The organism is Methylobacterium amylolyticum (assembly GCF_030700245.1).
Classification (GTDB): domain Bacteria; phylum Pseudomonadota; class Alphaproteobacteria; order Rhizobiales; family Beijerinckiaceae; genus Methylobacterium.
This window is the reverse complement of sequence record NZ_JAUYZI010000015.1, coordinates 46,241-70,148: the sequence shown is the minus strand read 5'-3', so window position 1 is coordinate 70,148 and position 23,908 is coordinate 46,241. Positions and strand designations below refer to the sequence as shown.

Below are 23,908 nucleotides of genomic sequence, written 5' to 3'. Positions count from 1 at the left end.
TCCGCCTGTTCCGGCGGATTCGCGCCTCGGGACCTGCGGCGCGGGGCCGTTCCGGCGGCCCCCGACGCGGCGCGGACCGCCCCGCCCGGCCCCGATTGCGCCCGGCGAGGCAGGGGAATGGTAGGGACCGCGCGGGGACCCGGCAAACGAACAATATTTGGGCTGCGTTTGAAAACGCTTCCGTGGCCCGCGGCGGGGCGCGGCGCGGGCCCGAGACGGGCGCGTCAGTGACCCGCATAGACCGCCGGATCCGGGCTGTCGGTCGGGTTGGCGTAGGCCCAGCGCAGGTCGGGGGAGAGCGGGACGTTGTAGTTCAGGCCCCGCGGCGGCACCGGCTTCAGGAACCAGCGGTCGTACAGGGTCATGATCTCCGGGCTGCGGTAGAGGTCGGCGGTGGTGCGCTCGACCAGCGCCTTGAACGCCGGGTCGTTCCTGCGCAGCATGATCCCGTAGGGCTCCGGGTTCGACAGGGTCTCGGTGCTGATCGTGTAGGCGGCGGGATCCTTGGACTGGGCGACGAGGACGGCGAGCTGCACGTCGTCCATCACGAAGGCCGCGGCCCGGCCGGTCTCGACGAGCAGGAAGCCCTCCACCACGTCCTTGGCGGCGAGCACGGTCATGTCGAGCTTGCGCTCGGTGTTGGCCTTGATCAGCATCAGGATGTTGGTCGAGCCGGCCACCGACGCCACCGCCTTGCCGCGCAGGTCCTCAAGGCGCTTCACCCCCGCATCCTTGCGCGTCACGTAGCGGGTCGCGGTGAGGAAGTGGGTGTTGGCGAAGGCGACCTGCTTCTGCCGCTCGGCGTTGTTGGTCGTCGTGCCGCATTCGAGGTCGATGGTGTTGTTGGTCATCAGGGGGATGCGCGAGGACGAGTTCACGAACTCCATCGCCACCTCCAGCCCCGGCTTGTTCAGCTCGCGCTTCACCGCGTCGGCGATCACCCGGCAGATGTCGACCGCGAAGCCCACGACCTTCTGGGTGCCGTCGAGGTAGCTGAACGGGGGCGAGGCGTCGCGCACGCCCAGCACGATGCGGTTGGTGTCGGCGATCTTCTTGAGGGTGCCGGTCGGCTCCGCCGCGTGGGCTGACGCGGCGGCGAGAAGGGCGGCGAACACGGTGGGGAGCAGGCGCACGGGTCGGAACCTCCGGTGGGCGGCGTCGGGATCGGGATGAGAGCCCGGGCGCACGCCCTCAGCAAGAGTCCGGCCGGACATCCGGCGGCCCATCGGTGTGGATCGCCGGAAGTTTTCGCAGGGCCGCGGCGGCGTGGTCGAGGAAGGCGGCGACCCGGGCCGGTCGCAGGGCGGCGCCCGGGGTGACGAGCTGCACCGGCACCGGCGGCGGCTCGTGGGCGGCGAGCAGGCGCACCAGCCGGCCCGCGGCGAGATCGTCGGCCACCTGATAGCTCAGCACCCGGGCGATGCCGGCCCCGGCCCGCGCCGCGACCAGCGCCGCCTCGACCTCGTTGACGGTGAGCCGCGGCGCGAGCCGCACCCGCGCGGCGCCGAAGCGCCACTCCCGGCCCTCGGCGCGGATCGGCCCGACGATCGTGTCGTGGCGGGCGAGATCGGCCGGGGCGGCGGGGACGCCGCGCGCGGCGAGGTAGGCCGGGCTCGCCACGGTCACGAGGCGCACCTGCCCGACCCGCTGGGCGACGAGGCGGGACTCGGCGAGGCGGCCGATGCGCAGGGCGACGTCGATCCCCTCCTCCACGAGGTCGAGGTTGCGGTCGGCGAGCAGCAGCTCGATCTGGGCCTCGGGATGGGCGGCCAGGAAGGCGGCGACCACCGGCGCCACGTGGCGGCGCCCGAACAGCACCGGGGCCGTCACCCGCACCGGGCCGCGCACCGCCCCCTCCGACGCGCCCGTCAGCGCGGCCGCGTAGCCCGCGAGCAGGTCCCGGGCACGCTCGGCCAGCTCCAGCCCGGCCGGTGTCGGGGCGAGGCGGCGGGTGCTCCGCTCGATCAGCCGGCTGCCCGCCCGCGCCTCCAGCGAGGCCAGCGCCCGCGTCGCCGCCGCAGCCGACCGGCGCAGCCGCCGCGCCCCGCCCGACAGGCTGCCGGCGTCGACGATCGCCACGAAGAAGGCCAGCTCCTCCAGCCGGTCCATCGCGTTTCTTCCACCGCTTGAAATTCTGAAGCGCGACGATGGCGTATTCCCCCGCGGCGACGCAAGGGCGATGGTGCGGGCGGACACGGAGATCCGCCCATGACCGCACCCGACATCACCCTCTACGGCCTGCGCCTCTCGGGGCACTCGCACCGGGCCGAGCTGTTCCTGTCGCTCCTCGGGCTGCCCTACCGCTTCGTCGAGGTCGGGAGCGCCGAGGCCCGCGCCGCGCCGGACTTCCGCCGGCTCAACCCCCTCGGCCAGATCCCGGTGCTGACCGACGGCGCGGCGGTGATCCCCGACAGCAACGCCATCCTCGTCTACCTCGCCGCCCGCTACGCCCCCGACGCGGACTGGATGCCGCGCGAGCCGCTGGCCGCCGCCCGGGTGCAGCGCTGGCTGTCGGTGGCGGCGGGCGAGGTGCGCCACGGTCCGGCGCTCGCCCGGCTGATGGTCGTGTTCGGCGCGAAGGCCGATCGGGAGAGCGTCCACGCCGCGGCGGCGCGGGTGCTCGCGTTCATGGACGCGCATCTCGCGTCCACGGCGTTCCTGGCCGCCGCGCACCCGACGCTCGCCGACATCGCGTGCTACTCGTACGTCGCTCACGCCCCCGAAGGCGGCGTCTCCCTCGCCCCGTACCCGGCGGTGCAGGCCTGGATCGGCCGGGTCGAGGCGCTGCCGGGCTTTCTGGCGATGCCCGCCTCCCCCATCCCCGACGCGGCGTGAGGCGGCGATGTCGGGCTTCCACGCCGACGAGGTCGCGGCGCAGGCGCTGGCCGGCCGCGTTCTCGGGGACCTGCCGGCCCTGCGCCCCGCCATGCCGGACCAGCACCGGGCGTTCTTCGCCGGCCTTCCCTACCTCCTCGTCGGCGTGCCGGACGCGGCCGGCGCGCCCCTGGCCACCCTGCTCGCGGGCGAGCCCGGCTTCGTGACCGCGCCCGACGCGACGCATCTGCGCGTCGACGCGACGCCCGATTCCGGCGACCTGGCGGCGCCCCATCTGGCGGCCGGCGCCGAGATCGGCCTGCTCGGCATCGACCTGTCGACCCGGCGGCGCAACCGCGCCAACGGCCGGATCGCCGCCCGGGACGCGGGCGGATTCACCGTCGCCGTCGCGCAGAGCTTCGGCAACTGCCCGCAATACATCCAGCGGCGGGACGCCGTGCCGGCGGACCGGACGCGCGGCCCGACCGAGGCGCTGGGCGGCCTCGACAGGGAGGCCCGGGCGCTTATCGCCGCCGCCGACACCCTGTTCGTGGCGAGTCGGTCGCGGGCGGGCCTCGCCGGGGGCGGGACCGACATCTCGCACCGGGGCGGGCGGCCCGGCTTCGTCCGGGTGGCGGGCGACGCGCTGACCGTGCCGGATTTCGCCGGCAACCGGTACTTCAACACCCTCGGCAACCTGCTGGGCGAGCCCCGCGCCGGCCTCCTGATCCCGGATTTCGCCACCGGCGACCTGCTGATCCTCCAGGGGACGGCGGAGATCGACTGGAGCGGCGCCGGGGCGGCCGGCCTCGCCGGGGCGCAGCGCGCTTGGCGCTTCGTCGCCGAGCGGGGGTGGCGGCGGCGGGCGGCGCTCCCGTTCCGCTGGAGCGCGCCGGAGCCGGCGCCCCAACTCGCGCGGACCGGCACCTGGGCCCCGGCGGGCTGAGCGGCCCGCGTCACCTCCGCCGCGCGTCCGCCGCCTCGGCCAGGAGGCAGAGGATCTCGAACAGGAGCTGGCCGCCGGCCATGGCCGTCGCCCCCGTGGGGTCCAGCGACGGGGCGACCTCGACGAGGTCGCCGCCGACGAGGTCGAGGCCGCGCAGGCCGCGCAGCAGGTGAAGGGCCTCGCGCGAGGAGAAGCCGCCGATCTCCGGCGTGCCGGTGCCGGGGGCGAAGGCCGGGTCGAGGGCGTCGATGTCGAAGCTGAGATAGGCGGGTGCTCCGCCGACGACCGCCCGCGCCTCGGCGACGACCTCCGGCAGGCCGCGGGCGACGGCCTCGTCCATCGGGACGATCCGGATGCCCTGCGCGCGCGCCCAGTCCAGCTCGTCGAGGGCGTCGACGCTGCCGCGCAACCCGATCTGGACGCAGCGCCGAGGGTCGAGGACGCCGTCCTCCACCGCCCGGCGGAACGGCGTGCCGTGGGTCAGCCGCGTGCCGCCGTACTGGCCGTCGTCGGTGTCGCTATGGGCGTCGATATGGATGAGGCCGACCGGCCCGCTCCGCCCGACGGCGCGCAGCAGCGGGTAGCTGACGAGGTGGTCGCCGCCGACCGCGAGGGGGACGACGCCGCGCTCCACCAGCCCGCGTGAGAACGCCTCGATCCGGCGGCAGGTCTCGGCGGCGTCGATCGGGTTGACCGGCACGTCGCCGAGATCGGCGCAGGCCGCGAAGTCGTAGGGCGCCACGCCCGTCGCGGCGTTGACCTGCCGCGTCCCGGTCGAGGCGTCGCGCACGGCCCGGGGCCCGAGCCGCGCTCCGGGCCGCCCGGTGGTCGCCCCGTCGAACGGGATGCCGAACAGCCCGATCTCTATGCCGCCCGCCGCCGGATCGGCCGCCTGCAACCGCATGAAGGTCGCGGCGCCCGAGAAGCGCGGGCTCTCCAGTCCGCTCGCCGGCCGGAACCTTGCGCGGCGCGCGGCGTCCTCGTCCGGCACCGTGTGCGGCACGCGCCCTCCCCACTCCGCTCTCCCGCCATCATCCGGGGGCCGCGCGCTCCGATCAAGTGGTGTGGACGGCGGGACCGGAATCGCTGCCGGGGCGTTGGGTGGGGGGAATTGTGCACCGCCGCGCCGCGACAGGCGGCACGGCGGCGCGTGAGAGGTCGAGGGATGGCGAAGATACTGCTGGTCGAGGACCACGAGGAGATCTGGGATTTCCTGTCCCGGCGGCTGAAGCGGCGCGGCTACGAGGTCATCCTCGCCCACGACGGCGAGGCCGGCGTGCAGCAGGCCCGCTCCGGCCAGCCCGACGTGATCCTGCTCGACATGAACCTGCCGGTCCTCGACGGCTGGTCGGCCGCCCGGGCCCTGAAGGCGGGCGCCGACACCCGCGCCATCCCGATCATCGCGCTGACCGCCCACGCCATGTCGGGCGACCGCGACAAGGCGATCCAGGCCGGCTGCGACGACTACCACCCCAAGCCCGTCGATTTCTCGAAGCTGCTCAGCCAGATCGGCGCGGCGCTCGGGGAGACGGCCCAGGCGGGCTGAGGTCCGGATCCCGTACCACCCCACCGCCCGCGGTGGGGGCATACGACGTGTGCGGGTGTGGACCACCATCGATCGTCCCGGATCCCCGCGTGTCGGGGGACGGACGCGGGCGCCGGACCGGCGGCCCGAGCGACAGCGCGGAGCGTACCCCGTTGAGTGAGGATCCCGTCACCGCCCAGCGCCTGCGGCAGGGCCTGCCGATCCTGGTGGCGCTGGCCTCGTTCCTCCTCGTCGTCGGGGTGATGGCCGCGCTGTATCTCGGGCGCGAGATCCTGGTGCCGGTGACGCTGGCGATCCTCCTGAGCTTCGTCCTCGTGCCCGCGGTGCGGGCCCTGCGGCGGTTGCGGGTGCCGCGGGCGCCCGCGGTGCTGCTCGTGGTGGTGATCGTGTTCGGCGCCCTGTTCGGGATCGGCAGCCTCATCGCCAGCGAGGCCTCGCAGCTCGCCGCCGACCTGCCGCGCTACACCCTCACGATGCGCGACAAGATCCAGGCCCTGCGCGGCGCGACCGCGGGCGCGGGCACCCTGTCGCGGGTGATCGAGATGGTGCAGGATCTCGGCGCCGCCATCCAGCCGCCGGCGGCGGCGGAACTGCACGGCCAGCCCGGCTCCGCGACCCACCCGCTCACCGTCGAGCTGCGGCCGGCCCGCGCCAGCGTCCTCGACACGCTCCAGACCTTCGCGGGGCCGGTCCTGCACCCGCTCGCCACCACCGGCCTGATCCTGATCTTCACGGTGTTCATCCTCCTCCAGCGGGAAGATCTGCGGAACCGCGCGATCCGGCTGGCGGGCTCGGGCGACCTGCGCCGCACCACCGCGGCGATCGACGACGCGGCGAGCCGGCTCAGCCGGTTCTTCCTGGCGCAGCTCGCGCTCAACATCGCCTTCGGCCTCGTGATCGGGATCGGCCTGTGGCTGATCGGCGTGCCGAGCCCGACCCTGTTCGGGGTGCTCGCCGCGATCCTGCGCTTCGTGCCCTATATCGGCGCCGCAATCAGCGCGCTCCTGCCGGTGATCCTCGCCGCCGCCGTCGATCCCGGCTGGGGCATGGTGATCGCCACCGTGATCCTGTTCGTGGTCGTCGAGCCGATCTGCGGGCACGTGATCGAGCCGCTGCTCTACGGCCACTCCACCGGCCTGTCGCCGATCGCGGTGATCCTGGCGGCGACGATCTGGACGTTCCTGTGGGGACCGATCGGCCTCGTTCTGGCGACGCCGCTCACGGTCTGCCTCGTGGTGCTCGGGCGGCACGTCGAGCGGCTGTGGTACCTCGACGTGCTGCTCGGCGACCAGCCGGCGCTCGCGCCTCCGGAGATCTTCTACCAGCGCATGCTGGCCAACGACCCGGCCGAGGCGATCGACCAGGGTCGGCAGTTCCTGAAGGAGCGGGCGCTGGTCACCTACTACGACGAGGTGGTGCTGGCCGGCCTGCTGCTCGCCCAGGAAGACCTGTCGCGCGGCACCCTCGACCGGACCCGCCAGGACGCGGTCGGGGGGGCGATCCGAACCGTGGTCGCGCGCCTGGGCAGCACGCCCGTGCGGCGGCGGCCGCGCGGTGGAAAAGGCCGGAGTGCCGATACCGAGACCGCCGCGGCCCTGGCGGCGGTGGGCCCGGATCGGCAGGTCGCGACGGTGGTGCTGTCGAAGGCGGATCTCGCGCCCGCATGGCGGGGTGCGACGCCGGTCCTGTGCGTGTCGAGCCGCGGCCCGTTCGACGAGGCGGCGACGCTGATGCTGAGCCAGATCCTCGACCGGCACGGGCTCGCCGCGCAGACCCTGTCGATGGCCGAGATCCGGGCCGGCGCCCGCCCGGACGATCCCGGCGGTCTCGCGCTGATCTGCTTCTCGTATCTCGAGCCGGTGAGCCTGTCGCTCATCCGCTTCACCGTGCGGCAGGCCCGGGCCGCGCTCCCGGGGGTGCGGATCCTCGTCGGCTTCTGGCGCGAGCGCGACCCCGCGACCCTCGACCGCCTGCGGCGCGCCACCTCCGCGGACTACCTCGTGACCTCGCTGAACGGGGCGCTGGCCTCCGTGCTGGAGGCGTGCCGCGAGCCCGCGGCGCCCTCCGGGGCCGCCGCGCCGAAGGCCTTGCCGGCTCCGGCGCAGCCCGAGGCGGCCTGAGCCTCAGGCGGGCGGCGGCGCGAGCTTGATCGCGATGCCGTGGCCGCGATCCTCGAAGACGTGGGCCACATCCTCGACCTGCCAGCGCGCGGCCGGGCCGCCGAGCGCGATGATCACGCACTCCCCGACCCGCGGGATGGGCTCTCCGGGCGCGAACGACACGGTCCGCTGATGGGCCCCGCCCCGGCCGCCGGTGGTGTCGTCGGGCGCGATGAACACGACGTCGATGCCCGGTGCGGTCAGCTCCGCCGGCAGGGCCGCTGCCTTCGACATCGTCCGTTGGCCTCCGCCGCGCGAATAGCCGCGAAGACTGTCGGTCGCCGCGCGGGAGTTCAAGATGGCCTTTGTACAATCTGTGCGGGAAGATGCTCGCCGGCAACATCCTGTGGCGCCGGCTGCGCGGACGCGGCGCGAAAGGTCGTGCCGGCGCGGTCGACTTTGCGCGCCGCGCCCCTAGACTCCCGTCCGGCCTCCGCACCCGCCCGGACCGCCTTCGAGACCGTTTTGAGAGACGAAGCCCGCGCCGCATGCCCGACACGCCCGAGACACCGCCCGTCGGCGCCGCGGCTCGCGTCGACACGGGACAGGCGGCCGATGTCGGCGACCCGCACAGCGACATCTTCTTCGCGGCCGTCGAGACGACGCGGATGCCGATGATCGTCACCGATCCGCGCCAGCCCGACAACCCGATCATCTTCGCCAACCGCGCCTTCCTGGCGATGACCGGCTACGGCCCCGAGGAGCTGGTCGGCCGCAACTGCCGCTTCCTTCAGGGGCCGGAGACCGATCCCGAGACCGTCGCGCAGGTCCGCAGCGCGATCGCCGAGCGGCGCGAGTTCGCCACCGAGATCCTGAACTACCGCAAGAACGGCTCGACCTTCTGGAACGCGCTGTTCGTATCCCCCGTCTACAACGCGGCGGGCGACCTCGTGTACTATTTCGGCTCGCAGCTCGACGTGTCGCGGCGCCGCGACGCCGAGGACGCGCTGGGGCAGGCCCAGAAGATGGAGGCGCTGGGACAGCTCACCGGCGGCATCGCCCACGACTTCAACAACCTGCTCCAGGTCATCGTCGGCTACGTCGACATCCTCGCCGCCGGCCTCGCCAAGCCCGAGGCCGACCGCGCCCGGCTGGGGCGGGCCACCGAGAACATCCGGCAGGCCGCCGAGCGTGCGACGACGCTGACCCAGCAGCTCCTGGCGTTCGCCCGCAAGCAGCGGCTCGACGGCCGCGCGGTCAACCTCAACATGCTGATCGAGGGGATGGGCGACATGGTCGCCCGCGCCCTGGGCGAGCCGGTGCGCGTCGAACTCAATCTCGCCGCCGACCTGTGGAACTGCCGGGTCGATCCGACCCAGGCCGAGGTCGCGATCCTCAACGTCCTGATCAATGCCCGCGACGCGATGCCCGACGGCGGCACCGTGCGGATCACCACGGAGAACCGCACGGTCGCCGCGGCGGCCGGCGACGATGTCGGGCCCCTGCGCGACGGCCGCTACGTCACCGTGGCGATCCGCGACAGCGGCACCGGCATCCCGGCCGCCGTGCTGGCCCGGGTGATGGACCCGTTCTTCACCACCAAGGAGGAGGGCAAGGGCACCGGGCTCGGCCTGTCGATGGTCTACGGCTTCGCCAAGCAGTCGGGCGGGGCGGCGCAGATCGAGTCGGCCCTGGGCCGGGGCACCACCGTGAGCCTGTCGTTCCCCGCCACCGAGGGCGAGACCGCCGCGCCGTCCAAGGTCGCCCTGCGGGCGGTGGACCGGCCGGGGACCGAGACGATCCTGATCGTGGACGACCGCCAGGACGTGGCGGAACTCGCCCGGATCATCCTGCGCGACTTCGGCTACACGACTTTGATGGCCGGCAATGCCCGCGAGGCCCTGGAGATCCTCGATTCGAGCGAGCGCATCGACATGCTGTTCACCGACCTGATCATGCCCGGCGGCATGAACGGGGTGATGCTCGCCCGCGAGGCCCGCCGCCGGCAGCCGCGGCTGAAGGTGCTGCTCGCCACCGGCTACGCGGAAGCGAGCCTGGAGCGAACCGACATCGGCGGTTCGGAGTTCGACCTTTTGAACAAGCCCTACCGGCGCACCGAGCTGATCCGCCGCGTCCGCGCGATCCTCGACGGTCCGACCGGGGTGAGCTGAGCCCGCGAGGAGAGCGCCGTGCCCCAGGGTGACAAGTCGAAGTACACCGGCAAGCAGAAGCGCAAGGCCGAACACATCGCCGAATCCTACGAGGCGCGCGGCGTGCCGGAGCGGGAGGCCGAGGCCCGCGCCTGGGCCACGGTCAACAAGGACGACGGCGGCGGCAAGGCGCCCGGCGGCTCCGGCCGCGGCAAGGCCACGGCCCATCCGGCGGCGCACAAGGGCGGGGCGGCCGGGGGCAAGGCGTCGGCCGGACGCACGGCGGAGCAGCGCTCGGCCTCCGCGAAGAAGGCGGCGGCGACGCGCAAGGCCCGGGCCGAGGCGCGGGCCTGACGTTTCGGGATCCCGGGGTGCGCGGGCGCACAGGGCAGCGCCTGTCGTTGCGAGGGGAGCGGGGCCATATCGGGTTCTCCGCCCCGCATCTCCCCGTGAAGCCCCGTGTCGCTGCTCCGGATCGCGCTCGTCGCCCTCGCCGTGCTGTTCGTCGCGCCCGTCGCCGTCTCGGCGGCGCTCTACGCGCTGCGCGAGCGCGGCGACTGGCGTCTCGCCGACCGGTCCAGCGCCGGCCTCCTCCCCCGGGCCGAGACCTATCCCGGCGCCGTGGTGCGGATCTTCTCCGCGCGGACGGTGAGCTGGCGCGGGATCGTGGCGACCCATAGCTGGATCGTCATCAAGGGCGCCGGCGAGCGCACCTACCGCCGGTTCGACTACACCGCCTGGGGCGAGCCGATCTGGGTGGACCGATTCGTGCCGGACGGACGGTGGTTCGGCAACGCGCCGGAGACCGTCTTCGCCGCGGACGGTGCCGAGGCCGAGGCGATGCTGCCGCGCATCCGCCGGGCGGTGGCGGAGTACCGCTACGCCAAGCCCGGCGACTACGTGGTGTGGCCGGGGCCGAACTCGAACACCTTCGTGGCCGCGGTGATGGCCGCGGTGCCCGAGATCCGGGCGAGCCTGCCCGCCACGGCGATCGGCAAGGATTTCCCCTACGACGGCCGCTGGATCGGCCGGACCCCGTCGGGGACCGGCCTGCGGATCAACCTCGGCGGCTACCTCGGCGTGACGCTGGCCTGGGTCGAGGGCATCGAGATCAACATCCTCGGCGGCGTCGCCGGGCTCGACCTGCGCCGGCCCGGCCTCAAGCTGCCGGCGATCGGGCGGGTCGGGATCTGACGGCGGGCGGCCCGCCGGGACCCGGTCTACTCGCCCGCCCGGGCCATCCGCACCGCGGAGCCCTGCTGGGCGACAACGGGCAGCGGATCGCTGGTCCCGGTCACGACGACGACGCGCTGGATCTCGCCGCGGAGGAAGGCCTGCAGGAAGCGGTCGTAGTCCCGGAACGAGATGCAGCCGTTCGAGGCGCCGCTCGGCCCGAGCATGTAGGTGTGGGCCAGGAGCCCGACGCGCCCGTAGATCGCCTCCGGGCCGCCGACCGGGGTGAGGCGGATCGCCCGCACCCCGTGGAACGGTTGCTCGCGCTCGGTGAGGGTGTAGGTGCCGGGCGGGGTGGCGCCGCGCATCCGGACGTGTACGTTGCGGGGATCGTCCATCATCTCGCCGAGGCCGGAATGTGCCTCCAGGCGCTCGCCGCCGGGCAGCGTCACCGTCCGCGCGGCGATGTTGTAGACGGCGACGCCCCCTTCGGCGGCCGCCGACGGCGGGGCCAGCGGCGGGCTCAGGCGCGGCCGCGGCGCGACGATGGCCGGCCGGCTCTCCAGGGCGGTGTAGGCCAGGGCCGGTCCCCGCTCGATCCCGAACAGCTTCTCCAGGAACGAGCGATCGTCCTCCGCGGGCGGCGGCGGAGGCGGCAGGGCAGCCTGCCGGCGGCCGGGACGCTCGGCCCGGCGGACGGGATCCACCGGCTGGCGCAGCTCGGGCGGCCGCGGCATCGGCAGCGGCACGGTCATGACGGCGCGGGGCGGCTCGGCGACCGGCGGGCCCTCGGCCGCGGGCGTGGCGGGATCGGACGCCTCGGGCGCGCCCAGCTCCGAGGCCGCGTCGGCGGAGGTCGCGGGCCCGGCCCAGGCCCAGCGGGAGAGCGGTCCGCCGAGGGTGCCCGGCCAGGGATCGAGCACGGGCGCCGCCACGGCGTCGGCGACTTCGGCCGTGGCGGGAATGACTGCTTCGACCTGCGCGGTCTCGGGGCGGGCCGCCAAAGGCGGATCCCGGGGCGGCAGGGCGCTGCCGAGGGCGGCGAGGGCCACGGCCGCCGCGAGGACGGTCGCGGGGCCGAGGAAACCGCGGGCGCGCGACGCTGCGGGCGCGTGCGCCGCCCCGCTCGCGGGCGCGTTCGACGGTGCGGGTTCGATCATCCGGGCGCTCGTGCTCCGCGTCTGGAAGCGGAGGCCCGGACACGCCCGACGGATCGGACGCGTCGCGGCGGACTCCGCGCCGCGGCAGACAGCGCGCGGCGCCGGGCGTTAATGCGGCGCCGACGTGGTCAAGCTGGGATCGTTCGCGACGGATTTCGGGCGGACCGGGCGTTCTCCCCGGTTCCGCCGCATTGCGGTCCGCGTGCCCGCGGGGGCGGCGCGAGAACGGCTGCCGATCGCGCTGCGATCGGAAACAGTTCCAAGCCCTCGTTCTCGACGCGCTGTCTTTCGCCGAACCGGCAACCACTTCGGCGGCGAGCGCTCTAGTCCCCGTCGATCTGCTTGCCCAGGAGCGCGATCGCGCGCTGGTACACGGGGGCGGCGTTCCAGCCCTGGATCGCGACGAAGTTGGGCTCGCCGGGCTGGTAGCCCGCGCCTGCCCGCCAGCCGTGCGCCTTGAGGAAGTTGGCGGTCGACGTCAGGGCGGCGTTGACGTTGTTGAGGTCGCCGCCGGTCCCGTAGGTCAGCACGTTCTTCGGCAGGAACTGGGTGTGGCCGATCTCCCCGTGCGCGGCGCCGCGGGTCCCGGAATTGAGCACGCCCCGGTCGATCAGGGTGAGTGCGGCGTAGAGCTGGTCGGTGAAGAAGGCCGAGCGGCGGCAATCGTAGGCCAGGGTCGCGACGGCCGAGAGGGTGTTGACGTTGCCCTTCACCGCGCCGAAGCCCGTCTCCATGCCCCAGATGGCCAGGAGCGGCCCCGGCGGCACGCCGTAGCGCTGCTCGATCTGGTCGAACAGCGCCGCCTGCGAGCGCTTGAGCGCCCGCCCGCGCGAGACGATGGCCGGCCCGCCGCGCTTGGCCAGGAACTGGTCGAGGCTGAGGCGGAAGCTCTTCTGGCCGCGGTCGGCGGAGATGGTCGCGGTGGAGTAGGTGGTGTTCATCAGCGCCGCGAGGCTGGCGGCGCTGGCCCGCCCGCGCGCCTCGTCGGCGAACTCGCGCTTCCACGCGTCGAAGCCGGCGGCAGTGTTGCCGCACTGGGCCGCCTCGGCCCGCCCGACGGCTGCGCAGGCGAGCGCGGCGAGCGCTCCAGCGGCGAGACTGATGCGACGCTTGTTCCCGATCACGCGAAGACTCCTCTGGCGCGCCGCGCGGCCCGTCTCAGTCGGTCTCCGGAACCGCATCACCGGTCGATGATCCGTCGGGCCGCCGCGGCAGCTTGGCTTTAATCCAGGCATAAAGCACATCGCGGCGACCGGCGCACGTCGTGATGGCGAGGCGGGCGGTCGGACAACTTCGGATTTTCGCGCGGTGTAGCGCCGAGGGACCTGCCCGTCGCTGCGGCGGATTCCTGGAATGGCGGCGCGCCGGGACGCGGAGCGGATCGTCGCCTGCCCCGCATCCGCGGCGTGATGGACGGCGCAGCGACCCGGCGGTTACGGCCGGGCCTGCCGCGCGCTCAGCAACCGTCGCCGGTCGAGCCCGTCGTCTGCCGGGCCGCCGCGGCGTTGTTCATCGCGCCCACGGTGCCGGGCGAGGCCGGCTGCTGGCCGCCGGCGAGGTTCTTCGCGGCCGGATCGGTTTCGTTCGCCCGCGATCCGGCTTCGGTCGGGGCTTGGCGGGCGGCGGTCTGCGCGGCGCCGACATTGTTCATGGCGCCCACGGTGCCGGGCGAGGCCGGCTGCTGGCCACCGGCCAGATTCTTGCTCGACGCGTCGACGTCGGAGCTCTTGGGATTGGCGGCCTGCTGGTCCGGAGCCTTCGGCTTCGTCGCCCCGGTGTTGCAGGGGGCGGCGAAGGCCGTCCCGGCCGTGAGCAGCAGGAGCGCGGCGGCGGCACCAACGCGTGCACGTGTCATCGGGTTTACCTCTTCTGGTTAACGCGACTGCCAAAGCGCCGGCTCCTCCGGAATGTTCCGCGGGGGCACCGGCCTCGCGCCCGAGTTCGCGCGGAACGACCGGGCCGGCCGCCGTGCGTGCGCGGAGAGCGGAGGCCGCCGCCGGGTCGGGGCCAGCCCCCCGCACAGGACAACGCTCGGCCGCATCACCGACGGTCAAGCTCGGTTGCGCGGCGTGGGGATCCGGGCGATGGCGGATCCGTGGACGGGTGCTTCCGCGCGGCCGCCGCGCGAGAGCGCGACGGGCCGCGGCGAACGGGCAGCCCGCTGCACCGGATCCGGGGACCGAGAGTCGCGCATGAACCCGCCGCAGTCGCCCGCATCGGCACAGGGGCGCCTCGAGCCCGCGGAGATCCGCGCGATCCTTGCCGGCCTGATGACCGCGATGCTTCTGGCCGCCCTCGACCAGACGATCGTCGCGACCGCGATGCCGACCATCGGCCACGATCTCGGCGACGCGACCAACCTGCCCTGGATCGTCACCGCCTACCTGCTGGCGTCCACTGCCGTGACGCCGCTCTACGGCAAGCTCAGCGACATCCACGGCCGCCGGATCATGCTGCTGATCGCGATCGCGACCTTCAGCCTCGGATCGCTGGCCTGCGCGCTCGCGCCGACGATGGTGGGGCTCGCGCTCGCCCGGGGCCTCCAGGGGATCGGCGGCGGCGGCCTGATCGCCCTGTCGCAGACCATCCTCGCCGATATCATGTCGCCCAAGGAGCGGGCGCGCTACCAGGTAGTGATCGCCAGCGTGTTCGTGACGGCTTCCGTGGCGGGGCCGCTGCTCGGCGGATTCTTCGCCCAGCATCTGCACTGGTCGCTGATCTTCTGGATCAACCTGCCGATCGGGTTTCTCGCCTTCGCGCTCACGAACGCCAACTTGAAGCGCCTGCCGCGCCACGAGCGCCGGCACCGGCTCGACTATCCCGGCGCGGCCCTGATGGTGCTGGCCTCGACGAGCCTGCTGCTCGCCCTGAGCTGGGGCGGCGTGCGCTACGCCTGGGACTCGGCCCCCATCCTCGGTTTGCTGGCCGCCGCGCTCGGGCTCGGCGCCGGCTTCGCGGCCCGGCTCGCCACCGCGCCCGAGCCGCTGATCCCGGCAGCGGTCCTGCGGGACCCGGTGGTGTGCACCGCGACGCTCGCCGCCTGCTTCGCGATGGGCACCTTCATCGGCCTGACCATCTACGTGCCGATCTACCTCGAAGGGGTGATTGGCCTCTCCGCCAGCGAGTCGGGGGTGGCGCTCGTGCCGCTGATGGCCGGCACCGTGACCGGGGCGACCCTGTCGGGCCGCTCGATGCTGTACTTCCGCCACTACAAGCGCCTGCCGCTGGCGCTGATGACCGTGAGCATCCTGTGCTGCGCGACGATCGCGCTCATGGGGCGGGCGCTGCCGCTGTGGCTGCTCGAAGTGCTGCTCGCCCTCCTCTCGACCGGCCTCGGGACGATCCTGCCGCTCTCGACCATCTCGATCCAGAACGCGGTGCAGCCGCACGAACTCGGCATCGCCACGGCCTCGATGAACTTCTTCCGCTCGCTCGGGGGCGCCCTGATCGTCGCGGCCTTCGGGACCATCGTGCTCGGCGGCCTCGCCAGCGACGTGAATTCCGGTCACGACATCGAGAGCCTGATCCGCGGCGCCGACGTCGCGCGGCTCGCCCTGACCTTCCGCTGGGTGTTCTGGGCCGCCTGCGCCGGCCTCGTCCTCGCGCTGATCTTCCTCGCTCTGGTGGAGGAGCGTCCGCTGGGCGAGCGCGGGGTCGCCCGTCACGCGACCGTCACCGAGTGAGGCCGGGCCCGCGCGCGGCCCGCGCGTCCCACAAGGGAAGTTGATACAACTCACAGAGGAGCAAATTAATTAGATCCTCCTTGGGTTGAACTTTCACTTAACCGAAGATACAGAACATCCGAATACAGCTTTGGTGTGAGACACCTTCCCGTCCGCACCGAGTTGTCATGCCGTCCGGCGCACCCGCTTACGCGATTCATCCGTGGCCGTCGGCGCGCTGCGCGCGCCGATCGTCCGTGATGCCGCGGCGCCCGCGCTCGGCGGGCATGAAGCACGCGCTCGGCCGGGCGACGGCGGCATGACGGGGATCGCTTCCATGGACGCTCTCCTCGTCGACGACAGTTCGACCATGCGGCTGCGCATGCGCAGGCTTCTCGAAGGCGAGCCGGGCGTCGCCGTGGCCGACCATGCCGATCCAGCGGCCGCCCTGCTCGAAGCGCAGATGCGGGCCTTCGACCTCGTGCTGGTCGACTTCCACATGCCCGACATGACCGGCATCGCCTTCATCCGGGCGCTGCGCACGATCGCGCACTACGCGCAGGTGCCGGTCATCATGATCACCAGCGACGTGTGCGACGCGACCCGCATGGCCGCCCTGGAGGTCGGGGCGACCGACTTCCTCGACAAGCGCACGCGGGGACTGGAACTGCACACCCGCCTGCGCAACTTCGTCCGCTTGGCGGGTGCGGTCCGGCGCCTGTCCGAGCAGGCGGCGCGGCTCGACGGTGCGATGGAGGCGGCCCTGCGCCACCTGCACGAGCGGGAGGAAGAGATCATCTTCCGCCTCTCGCTGGCGGTCGAGTATCGCGACAACGACACCGGCGATCACACGTGGCGCGTCGCGTCCTACAGCCGACTGATCGCCGAGGCGCTGGGGCTCGCGCCCGACGCGTGCCGCCGCCTCTACCTCGCCGCGCCCCTCCACGACGTCGGCAAGGTCGCGGTGCCGGACGGGATCCTGCTCAAGCCCGGCAAGCTCGACGCGGAGGAGTTCGCCCTCGTGAAGACACACGCCACGATCGGGCAGCGCATCCTGGGCGAGAGTGAGTCGGAGTTGATCCAGCTCGCGGCGGAGATCGCGGGCGCCCATCACGAGCACTGGGACGGCGGCGGCTATCCGAGCGGTCTCGCCGGACGCGACATCCCGCTCGCGGCCCGGATCGTGGCGGTGGCGGACGTGTTCGACGCGCTCACCACCCGGCGCCCCTACAAGGCGGCCCTGGCGTTCGAGGACGCGTTCGCCGCCATCGAGGCGGAGAGCGGGCGCCACTTCGATCCGGCCTGCGTGGCGGCCTTCACCCGCTGCCGGGCGGAGATCGCGGCCGTGTACGGGGGCGCGGGCTCCGCGGCCCGGCTGCCCTCGCGGGAGCCGTGGACGCGGGTGCCGGCGCTGCTGCGGGAGATCAGCGCGCTCCAAGGCGAGCCGGGTTCGGGCCGCCCCGAAGGCTCGGGCTTCTATTCCGGAGCGTGAGCCGCCGCGGTGCCGTCGGCAACCCGGGAGTGCGGACCGGAGCAGCGGATGATGGTGCGGGTAGAGGGAATCGAACCCCCACGCCTTGCGGCTGGCGATTTTGAGTCGCCCGCGTCTACCAGTTCCGCCATACCCGCGTGCCCGGGCTCTTCGCACAGGCCGCGCCGGGAGGCCAGGGGCTTTTCGACCGCCCGCCGGTTCGGTCTGGCCTTGCCGGTTCCCCTGTGCTCAAAGGGCGGCCCCTTCCCTGAAAGCTCCGGACCGCCCCGATGCTCCGCAGGCTCTACGCCTGGATCCTCGCGCTGAGCGACCGGCCGTCGGCGCCCTACGCGTTGGGCGCGGTGGCGTTCGCCGAGAGTTCGTTCTTTCCGGTCCCGCCGGACGCCATGATGGTCCCGATGGCCGTGAGCCGGCCCGACCGCGTGTGGCTGTACGCGACGGTCGCGACGCTGGCCTCGGTCGCGGGCGGCCTCGCCGGCTACGCGATCGGCGCGCTGCTGTTCGACTCGCTCGGGCAGTGGCTGATCCGCCTCTACGGGCTTCAGAACTCCGCGGCCGCGTTCGAGGCCTCCTACGCGGAGTACGGGCACTGGGTGATCCTGCTGAAGGGGCTGACGCCGATCCCCTACAAGCTCGTCACCATCACCTCGGGCTTCGCCCATTACAGCCTGTTCTGGTTCACGGTCCTGTCGCTGGTGACGCGCGGCGCGCGCTTCTTCCTGCTGGCGGCGCTGCTCGGGCGCTACGGCGTCCAGATCCGCGGCGTGCTCGACCGGCATCTCAACGCGGTCGCCGCCATCTCCGTGGCGGTGATCGTCCTCGGTTTCGTGCTCTTCAAGGTGGTGCTGTAGCGATGAACACGGCCGCGCTGCTCCGGATCAAGACCACCGCCCTCTGGCTCGCCATCGCCGCCGCCCTGACGGTGGGCGTGGCCCTCGTGCTCCAGCACGGGTACGGCTTCGCCCCGTGCAAGCTGTGCCTCACCGAGCGGCTGCCCTACTACGCCGCGGTGCCGCTCGCGCTGATCGCGCTGTTCGCCCCCGAGCGTCTGGCGCGCCTCGCGCTCGGGCTCGCGGCTCTGGGCCTCCTCTACGGCGCGGGCTTGAGCGTCTACCACGCCGGGGCGGAATGGGGCTTCTGGCCGGGGCCGAGCGATTGCGGCGGCGGCACGGGGGCGAACCCGCAGGGGGTGGTCGATTTCCTCAACGCCCTCCAAAGCACGCGGGTCGTCGACTGCTCCACCGCGGCCCTGCGGGTCCTCGGCCTCTCGCTCGCCGGCTGGAACGCGCTGATCGCCTTCGCCCTGGCCTCGCTCGCCGGGACGGCCGCGGCACGGCCGTAGCCTTCGGCGCGATGGAACTCAGTTGCGGTCGTCGGGCATGAGCGGCAGCGCGGCCACGTCGATGCCCTCCTCGACCAGCGCACGGGCCTCCTCCGGGCTCGCCTGCCCGTAGATCGAGCGCTCCTCGCTCTCGCCGTAGTGGATCTTGCGCGCCTCCTCGGGGAAGCGGGCGCCGACATGCTCCGAATGGGCGACCACGTGCTCGCGGAGCGCCCGCAGCATCGCGCGCAGCCGCCGCTCGGGCTCGGCGATCATCGGCACGGACGGCGCCTCGACGGGTGCGGGGGTCTCGGCCGGCTCGGCCGGGGGATGGGCTGGAACTTGGGTCGGGACTCGGGCCGGAGCGCGGTCGGTGCGGGCGATCGCGGGAGCCATCAGCGCCTTCTCGACCCGGGCGGTGTCGCAGACCGGGCACGTGACGAGGCCGCGCGCCGCCTGCGCATCGTAGGACTCGGAGGACGGGAACCAACTCTCGAAGCCGTGGCCGGCTTCGCAGACGAGACTGTACCGGATCATTCTGCTGCTGCTGGGCGACGATGGGAGCGCTCTGCGCCGTGCCGGGTCGGGCCCGGCACCGGGGAGCGCGTCAGGACGAGGGCGGCGCGCCGACGCGCTCGACGGTGATGGGGCGGCCGTGCTGGAGGGCGGGGATGCGCGCCCGGGCATCGGCCACGGTGGCGAGGTCGATCTCGGCGAGGATCACCCCGGGTTCCGCCCCGCCGGCATCGGCGAGCACCCGGCCCCAGGGATCGACGATCAGCGAGTGGCCGTAGGTCTCGCGGCCGTCGGCGTGCCTTCCGCCCTGGGCCGCCGAGATCACGAAGGCGCCGGTCTCGATCGCCCGGGCCCGCTGGAGCACGTGCCAGTGGGCCTCGCCCGTCTGCCGGGTGAAGCAGGCGGGCGCCGTCAGGATCTCGGCCCCGGATTCCGCGAGCGCCCGGTAGAGGGCCGGAAAGCGGATGTCGTAGCAGATGGTCAGCCCGATCCGGCCGAGCGGCGTGGCGGCGAGCACCGCGCAGGCGCCGCCGGTGTAGGTCGCCGATTCCCGCCAGCGCTCGCCGCTCGGCAGATCCACGTCGAACAGGTGCATCTTGTCGTAGGCGGCGACGATCGCGCCGTCCGCGCCGATCAGGTAGGCGCGGTTGGCGATCTTGTCGCCGGCGCGCACGGCGATCGACCCGATCTGGACCATCGCCCCGGTCTCGCGCGCCGTCTGGCGCAGGGCGGCGAGCGTGATGTCGCGATCCTCGTCGGTCACGACCTCGAACAGCCGCTCGCGGCTGCGCTCGACCAGGGAGGTCATCTCCGGGGTCTGGACGAAGCGAGCCCCCGCGGCCGCGGCCTCGCGCACCCCCGCCACCGCCGCGTCGCGGTTGGCCGCGGGGTCGCGGCCGGAGCGCATCTGCACGCAGGCGGCGACGAAGCGCTCAGGCATCGGCCCCCTCCTCGGCGCGATCCGCCAGCAGCGGATCCAGCTTGCCGGACCGGTCGAGGGCGTAGAGGTCGTCGCAGCCGCCGACATGGGTGTCGGCCACGAAGATCTGCGGCACGCTGGTCCGCCCGCCCGCGCGCTCGATCATCGTCTGGCGGGCGCCCTGCACCCGCTCGACGTCGATCTCCTGGAACGCGATCCCCTTCTTGGCCAGCAGGCCCTTGGCCGCCGAGCAGTAGGGGCACCAGGCCGTGGTGTAGATCGTAACCGCTCGCATGCGCCGTTCCGCCCGTGACGTCCCCGTCATATAGGGGCGGGCGCGCGGGATTGCCTATGTCCGGCGGGACACGCCCTCAGGCGGCCAGCAGCTTCTCGACCTCGTTGACGAGGTCGCGCAGGTGGAACGGCTTCGACAGGACCTTGGCGTCCTTCGGCGCCTTGGAGTCCGGGTTGAGCGCCACCGCGGCGAAGCCGGTGATGAACATCACCTTGATGTCCGGGTCGAGTTCCGTGGCGCGGCGGGCCAGCTCGATCCCGTCCATCTCCGGCATCACGATGTCGGTCAGCAGGAGTTCGAACGGCTCCTCGCGCAGGCGGTTGTAGGCCGACAGGCCGTTGTCGAAGGAGAGGACGTCGTAGCCCGCGTTCTGGAGCGCCTTGGCCAGGAAGCGGCGCATGTCGTTGTCGTCTTCCGCCAGGAGGATTTTCATCGGACGGTTCCGGGCCCTCGAATCGATGCGTAGATCCCATAAAGGGACGCGGTGGTAAACAAGGTGTTAGGATTTGCGGGTCGGCCGGTCGCGGGTCGCGATCTAGGCGGCAGAGCGGCTGCCGCGACGCAGTGGACAGGGGCAGGCAGGGGCCCCACAGTGCACGCACGCCGTGTCCTTCCGAGCGCCGGGATGCCCCGCCGACGATGACTACGCCCGAGACGGAACAGACCGACGCCTTCGGCTTCGCACCGGCCTTCGCGGTGGACGAGCCGGTCGCCCACACCATCCCGTTCGTCTTCAACACCGGCCATTCCGGGTCGGTCTACCGGCCGGCCTTCCTGGCCGCCTCCCGCCTCGATGCCCTGACCCTGCGCCGCTCGGAAGACGCCCACGTCGACCGGCTGTTCGGCTTCACGGTCGGGCTCGGCGCGCCGCTGCTACGGGCGAACTTCCCCCGCGCCTTCCTCGACGTGAACCGCGAACCCTACGAGCTCGACCCGCGGATGTTCGAGGGGCGCCTGCCGCCGTTCGCCAACACGCGCTCGATGCGGGTGGCCGGGGGGTTGGGCACGGTGCCCCGGGTGGTGGCCGACGGGCAGGAGATCTACGCCGGCCGGCTCCCGGTCGCGGAGGCCACCGCGCGGATCGACGGGCTGTACAAGCCCTATCACCGGACGCTGCGCGGGCTGATCCAGCGCACGGCGAAGATGCACGGCCACTGCCTCCTGATCGACTGCCACTCGATGCCGTCGTCGAGCCTCGGCCGCGACGAGGCCAAGGCCGACATGGTGCTCGGCGACCGCTACGGCACCGCCTGCGCGCCGGGCCTGATCGAGGCGTTCGAGGCGCAGTTGCGCGGCCGCGGCTTCCGGGTGGTGCGCAACAAACCCTACGCGGGCGGCTTCATCACCGAGCATTACGGCGAGCCGAACCTCGGCCGCCACGCCCTTCAGATCGAGATCAACCGCGCGCTCTACATGAACGAGGCGAGCCTCGCGATGAGCGCCGGCTTCTCGGCGTTGGCGGAAGCGCTGCGGGCCGTCGTCTCCGCGGTCGCCGCGACGGCGGACCTGACGCCGAGGCGCATGGCCGCCGAATAGGGGCCGCCGTGCAGCCGGCTGGGCCGATCGCGCTGGCCGGTCCACGAGCCGAGAAGATCGGCCAAGAAAAAAGGCCACTCCCGAAGGAGCGGCCCGAAGTCTAGGGAGGAAACGCCCAAGAAGGGCTGCGGGACCGCGACGCCATCGCGATCTCGCAATGCACAAAGTAAAGTGCGGCGCACAAAACGCAAGCCTGGATCTGCTTGCGCCGCCCGCGTGGCGTGCATGGCTCCGCCGCGTCGGGCGCGCTCAACGCTCCGCGAGCAGCCGCTTGATCTCGGCCTTCAGCGGCCCGGCGAGATCGTCCCGCTCCAGGGCGTAGGCGAGGTTGGCGGTGAGGAAGCCGATCTTCGAGCCGGTGTCGTAGGTCCGTCCCTCGTAGCGCATGCCGAAGAACGACTGCTCGGCCATCAGGTCGATCATCGCGTCGGTGAGCTGGATCTCGCCGCCGGCGCCCTTCTTGCCGTGCTCGAGGATCGGGAAGATCTCGGGCTGGAGGATGTAGCGGCCGGAGATGATGAAGTTCGACGGCGCGGTGCCGGGCTTCGGCTTCTCGACCATGCCGGTGATCTCGAAGGTCTGGCCGAAGGTCTCGCCGACGCTGACGATGCCGTACTGGTGCGTCTCCTCGGGGGCGACTTCCTCGACGGCGATCACGTTGCCGCCGTGGCGCTCGTAGGCGGCGAGCATCTGGCCCATGCAGCCGCGGCTCAGCATGTCGGGCAGGAGCACGGCGAAGGGCTCGTCGCCGACGATCTCGCGGGCGCACCACACCGCGTGGCCGAGGCCGAGCGGCGCCTGCTGGCGGGTGAAGCTGGTCTGGCCGGCCTTGGGCAGGTCGCGCTGCAACGCTTCGAACGCCGCCTGCTTGCCCCGCTCCTGGAGGGTGCGGTCGAGTTCGTAGGCGATGTCGAAATGGTCCTCGATCACCGCCTTGCCGCGGCCGGTGACGAAGATGAAGTGCTCGATGCCGGCCTCGCGCGCCTCGTCGACCACGTGCTGCACCACCGGGCGGTCGACCACGGTCAGCATCTCCTTCGGCACGGCCTTGGTGGCGGGCAGGAAGCGGGTGCCCAAGCCGGCGACGGGCAGGACGGCCTTGCGGATCGGTTTCATCGAGCGGGAACCCCGGGGAGGTGACGGGAGCGGTACGGTCGGCGTATCGGGCGATGACAACAGGCTGGCGCCGCGGGTCGCAAGGCCCGGAGCGCGCCAGCTTGAGGCACGCCGCCGTAAATATATCGTCTGCGGCGCATACCCCAGGGTCCGCGGGAGGGCTGTCGGATGGCTGTACTGGTGACGGGTGGGGCGGGGTACATCGGCAGCCACATGGTGCTGGCGCTCCTCGACGCCGGGCACGACGAGGTCGTGGTCCTGGACGACCTGTCGACCGGCTACGACTGGGCGGTGCCCGAGGGGGTCCGTCTGGTGGTGGGCGACGTCGCCGACCAGGAGCTGGTGGCCGCGACGATCCGCGCGCACGGGATCGACGCGCTGGCCCACTTTGCCGCCCGGATCGTGGTGCCGGACTCCGTGGCGGACCCGCTGGGCTACTACCTCGCCAACACCGTGAAGACCCGCGCCCTGGTCGCCGCGGCGGTCGAGGCGGGGGTGCGCCACGTGATCTTCTCCTCGACCGCCGCCGTCTACGGCGAGCCGGCGACCGTGCCGGTGCCGGAGACGCTGGAGCCGCGGCCGATCAACCCCTACGGCCGCTCCAAGCTGATGAGCGAGTGGATGATCGCCGACGCCGCCGCCGCCCACGGCTTCGGCTACGTCATCCTGCGCTACTTCAACGTCGCTGGGGCCGACCCGGGCGGGCGCGCCGGCCAATCGACGCCCGACGCCACCCACCTGATCAAGGTCGCCACCCAGGCGGCGCTCGGGCGGCGGGGCGGCCTGGACGTGTACGGCACGGACTACCCGACGCCGGACGGTTCCTGCCTGCGCGACTACATACAGGTCAGCGACCTCGCCGAGGCGCACCGTCTGGCGCTGGCGCATCTGCGCGGCGGCGGGGAAAGCCTGACCCTGAACTGCGGCTACGGGCGGGGCTACTCGGTGCTGGAGGTGGCGGAGGTGGTGCGCCGGGTCTCCGGGCGCGACTTCCCGGTGCGGCTGTGCCCGCGGCGGGCCGGCGATCCGGCGCGGATCGTGGCCGGCGCCGAGCGGATCCGGGCGACGCTCGGCTGGCGCCCGGTCCACGACGACCTCGACGCGATCGTCTCGCAGGCGCTCGCCTGGGAGGACGCGCTCGCCAGACGCAACCGGATCTGACG

Annotated in this window: 25 protein-coding genes and 1 tRNA gene; 13 read left to right on the top strand and 13 right to left on the bottom strand. The window is 72.9% G+C overall.

The window, feature by feature from the left end:
• Positions 1-224: 224 nt before the first annotated feature.
• Together Q8W71_RS12805 and Q8W71_RS12800 are read right to left on the bottom strand one after the other, a co-directional pair.
• The gene (locus Q8W71_RS12805) at positions 225-1,133 is read right to left on the bottom strand and encodes an amino acid ABC transporter substrate-binding protein (protein WP_305525759.1); all 909 of its coding nucleotides are present in this window, start codon (positions 1,131-1,133) and stop codon (positions 225-227) included.
• Between the two features lie 58 nt (positions 1,134-1,191).
• Positions 1,192-2,109, bottom strand: coding sequence for a LysR substrate-binding domain-containing protein (locus tag Q8W71_RS12800; protein WP_305525758.1), 918 nt, complete (start codon positions 2,107-2,109; stop codon positions 1,192-1,194).
• A 99-nt stretch (positions 2,110-2,208) separates the two neighbouring features.
• Between Q8W71_RS12800 and Q8W71_RS12795 the strand changes: the two genes are divergently transcribed.
• Complete coding sequence (locus Q8W71_RS12795; RefSeq protein ID WP_305525757.1) at positions 2,209-2,835, top strand: glutathione S-transferase family protein; 627 nt, start codon at positions 2,209-2,211, stop codon at positions 2,833-2,835.
• 7 nt (positions 2,836-2,842) lie between these two features.
• A complete protein-coding gene (locus tag Q8W71_RS12790) occupies positions 2,843-3,760 on the top strand; it encodes a pyridoxamine 5'-phosphate oxidase family protein (protein WP_305525756.1) in 918 nt (305 codons plus the stop codon).
• Between the two features lie 10 nt (positions 3,761-3,770).
• Here the strand turns inward: Q8W71_RS12790 and speB are convergent, their stop codons facing one another.
• Positions 3,771-4,763: an agmatinase gene (gene speB, locus Q8W71_RS12785; RefSeq protein ID WP_305525755.1), complete on the bottom strand. Its 993-nt coding sequence runs from the start codon at positions 4,761-4,763 to the stop codon at positions 3,771-3,773.
• Positions 4,764-4,925: 162 nt separating this feature from the next.
• Here speB and Q8W71_RS12780 point away from each other — a divergent pair, with 162 nt between their 5' ends.
• Positions 4,926-5,306 (top strand): response regulator, encoded by a 381-nt coding sequence (locus Q8W71_RS12780; RefSeq protein WP_305525754.1) that lies wholly within the window; start codon positions 4,926-4,928, stop codon positions 5,304-5,306.
• Between the two features lie 152 nt (positions 5,307-5,458).
• Entirely contained in the window at positions 5,459-7,426 is a 1,968-nt protein-coding gene (locus tag Q8W71_RS12775; RefSeq protein WP_305525753.1) for an AI-2E family transporter, read from the top strand.
• A 3-nt stretch (positions 7,427-7,429) separates the two neighbouring features.
• Here the strand turns inward: Q8W71_RS12775 and Q8W71_RS12770 are convergent, their stop codons facing one another.
• On the bottom strand, positions 7,430-7,699 hold the full coding sequence (locus Q8W71_RS12770) for a hypothetical protein (protein WP_305525752.1): 270 nt from the start codon (positions 7,697-7,699) through the stop codon (positions 7,430-7,432).
• A 254-nt stretch (positions 7,700-7,953) separates the two neighbouring features.
• On the opposite strand from Q8W71_RS12770, the gene Q8W71_RS12765 reads away from it, so the two are divergent.
• The 3 genes from Q8W71_RS12765 (at position 7,954) to Q8W71_RS12755 (ending at position 10,749) form a co-directional block, all read left to right on the top strand.
• Positions 7,954-9,576 carry a hybrid sensor histidine kinase/response regulator gene (locus Q8W71_RS12765; protein WP_305525751.1) on the top strand — a complete coding sequence of 541 codons (1,623 nt, stop codon included), beginning with the start codon at positions 7,954-7,956 and terminating at the stop codon, positions 9,574-9,576.
• An 18-nt stretch (positions 9,577-9,594) separates the two neighbouring features.
• Positions 9,595-9,909 carry a plasmid stabilization protein gene (locus Q8W71_RS12760; RefSeq protein WP_305525750.1) on the top strand — a complete coding sequence of 105 codons (315 nt, stop codon included), beginning with the start codon at positions 9,595-9,597 and terminating at the stop codon, positions 9,907-9,909.
• 105 nt (positions 9,910-10,014) lie between these two features.
• On the top strand, positions 10,015-10,749 hold the full coding sequence (locus Q8W71_RS12755; RefSeq protein WP_305525749.1) for a DUF3750 domain-containing protein: 735 nt from the start codon (positions 10,015-10,017) through the stop codon (positions 10,747-10,749).
• A gap of 26 nt (positions 10,750-10,775) precedes the next feature.
• On the opposite strand, the gene Q8W71_RS12750 is transcribed toward Q8W71_RS12755, so the two are convergent.
• From Q8W71_RS12750 to Q8W71_RS12740, 3 genes are all read right to left on the bottom strand, one after another.
• Positions 10,776-11,888 carry a tlde1 domain-containing protein gene (locus Q8W71_RS12750; protein ID WP_305525748.1) on the bottom strand — a complete coding sequence of 371 codons (1,113 nt, stop codon included), beginning with the start codon at positions 11,886-11,888 and terminating at the stop codon, positions 10,776-10,778.
• 323 nt (positions 11,889-12,211) lie between these two features.
• Positions 12,212-13,012 (bottom strand): lytic murein transglycosylase, encoded by an 801-nt coding sequence (locus Q8W71_RS12745; protein ID WP_305525747.1) that lies wholly within the window; start codon positions 13,010-13,012, stop codon positions 12,212-12,214.
• Between the two features lie 332 nt (positions 13,013-13,344).
• Positions 13,345-13,743 carry an exopolysaccharide production protein YjbE gene (locus Q8W71_RS12740; protein ID WP_305525746.1) on the bottom strand — a complete coding sequence of 133 codons (399 nt, stop codon included), beginning with the start codon at positions 13,741-13,743 and terminating at the stop codon, positions 13,345-13,347.
• 337 nt (positions 13,744-14,080) lie between these two features.
• Here Q8W71_RS12740 and Q8W71_RS12735 point away from each other — a divergent pair, with 337 nt between their 5' ends.
• On the top strand, positions 14,081-15,571 hold the full coding sequence (locus Q8W71_RS12735; RefSeq protein ID WP_305525745.1) for an MDR family MFS transporter: 1,491 nt from the start codon (positions 14,081-14,083) through the stop codon (positions 15,569-15,571).
• 316 nt (positions 15,572-15,887) lie between these two features.
• Positions 15,888-17,042, top strand: coding sequence for an HD-GYP domain-containing protein (locus Q8W71_RS12730; RefSeq protein WP_305525744.1), 1,155 nt, complete (start codon positions 15,888-15,890; stop codon positions 17,040-17,042).
• 52 nt (positions 17,043-17,094) lie between these two features.
• On the opposite strand, the gene Q8W71_RS12725 is transcribed toward Q8W71_RS12730, so the two are convergent.
• Positions 17,095-17,179: transfer RNA gene (locus tag Q8W71_RS12725), tRNA-Leu, on the bottom strand.
• Positions 17,180-17,311: 132 nt separating this feature from the next.
• On the opposite strand from Q8W71_RS12725, the gene Q8W71_RS12720 reads away from it, so the two are divergent.
• The gene (locus Q8W71_RS12720; RefSeq protein ID WP_305525743.1) at positions 17,312-17,893 is read left to right on the top strand and encodes a YqaA family protein; all 582 of its coding nucleotides are present in this window, start codon (positions 17,312-17,314) and stop codon (positions 17,891-17,893) included.
• A gap of 2 nt (positions 17,894-17,895) precedes the next feature.
• Entirely contained in the window at positions 17,896-18,384 is a 489-nt protein-coding gene (locus tag Q8W71_RS12715) for a disulfide bond formation protein B (protein ID WP_305525742.1), read from the top strand.
• 18 nt (positions 18,385-18,402) lie between these two features.
• Here the strand turns inward: Q8W71_RS12715 and Q8W71_RS12710 are convergent, their stop codons facing one another.
• The 4 genes from Q8W71_RS12710 to cpdR form a co-directional block, all read right to left on the bottom strand.
• Positions 18,403-18,900: a DUF1178 family protein gene (locus Q8W71_RS12710; protein ID WP_305525741.1), complete on the bottom strand. Its 498-nt coding sequence runs from the start codon at positions 18,898-18,900 to the stop codon at positions 18,403-18,405.
• A 70-nt stretch (positions 18,901-18,970) separates the two neighbouring features.
• Positions 18,971-19,819 carry a carbon-nitrogen hydrolase family protein gene (locus Q8W71_RS12705; RefSeq protein ID WP_305525740.1) on the bottom strand — a complete coding sequence of 283 codons (849 nt, stop codon included), beginning with the start codon at positions 19,817-19,819 and terminating at the stop codon, positions 18,971-18,973.
• Entirely contained in the window at positions 19,812-20,093 is a 282-nt protein-coding gene (gene grxC, locus Q8W71_RS12700) for a glutaredoxin 3 (RefSeq protein WP_305525739.1), read from the bottom strand. Before grxC ends, Q8W71_RS12705 begins: the two co-directional genes overlap by 8 nt.
• Positions 20,094-20,169: 76 nt before the next feature.
• Positions 20,170-20,526 carry a cell cycle two-component system response regulator CpdR gene (gene cpdR / locus Q8W71_RS12695; protein WP_003603128.1) on the bottom strand — a complete coding sequence of 119 codons (357 nt, stop codon included), beginning with the start codon at positions 20,524-20,526 and terminating at the stop codon, positions 20,170-20,172.
• A 206-nt stretch (positions 20,527-20,732) separates the two neighbouring features.
• Here cpdR and Q8W71_RS12690 point away from each other — a divergent pair, with 206 nt between their 5' ends.
• The gene (locus Q8W71_RS12690; protein ID WP_305525738.1) at positions 20,733-21,629 is read left to right on the top strand and encodes an N-formylglutamate amidohydrolase; all 897 of its coding nucleotides are present in this window, start codon (positions 20,733-20,735) and stop codon (positions 21,627-21,629) included.
• 249 nt (positions 21,630-21,878) lie between these two features.
• Here Q8W71_RS12690 and Q8W71_RS12685 read toward each other — a convergent pair whose 3' ends face one another.
• Positions 21,879-22,745, bottom strand: coding sequence for a UTP--glucose-1-phosphate uridylyltransferase (locus tag Q8W71_RS12685; RefSeq protein WP_305525737.1), 867 nt, complete (start codon positions 22,743-22,745; stop codon positions 21,879-21,881).
• 168 nt (positions 22,746-22,913) lie between these two features.
• Here Q8W71_RS12685 and galE point away from each other — a divergent pair, with 168 nt between their 5' ends.
• Positions 22,914-23,906: a UDP-glucose 4-epimerase GalE gene (gene galE / locus Q8W71_RS12680; protein WP_305525736.1), complete on the top strand. Its 993-nt coding sequence runs from the start codon at positions 22,914-22,916 to the stop codon at positions 23,904-23,906.
• Positions 23,907-23,908 lie beyond the last annotated feature (2 nt).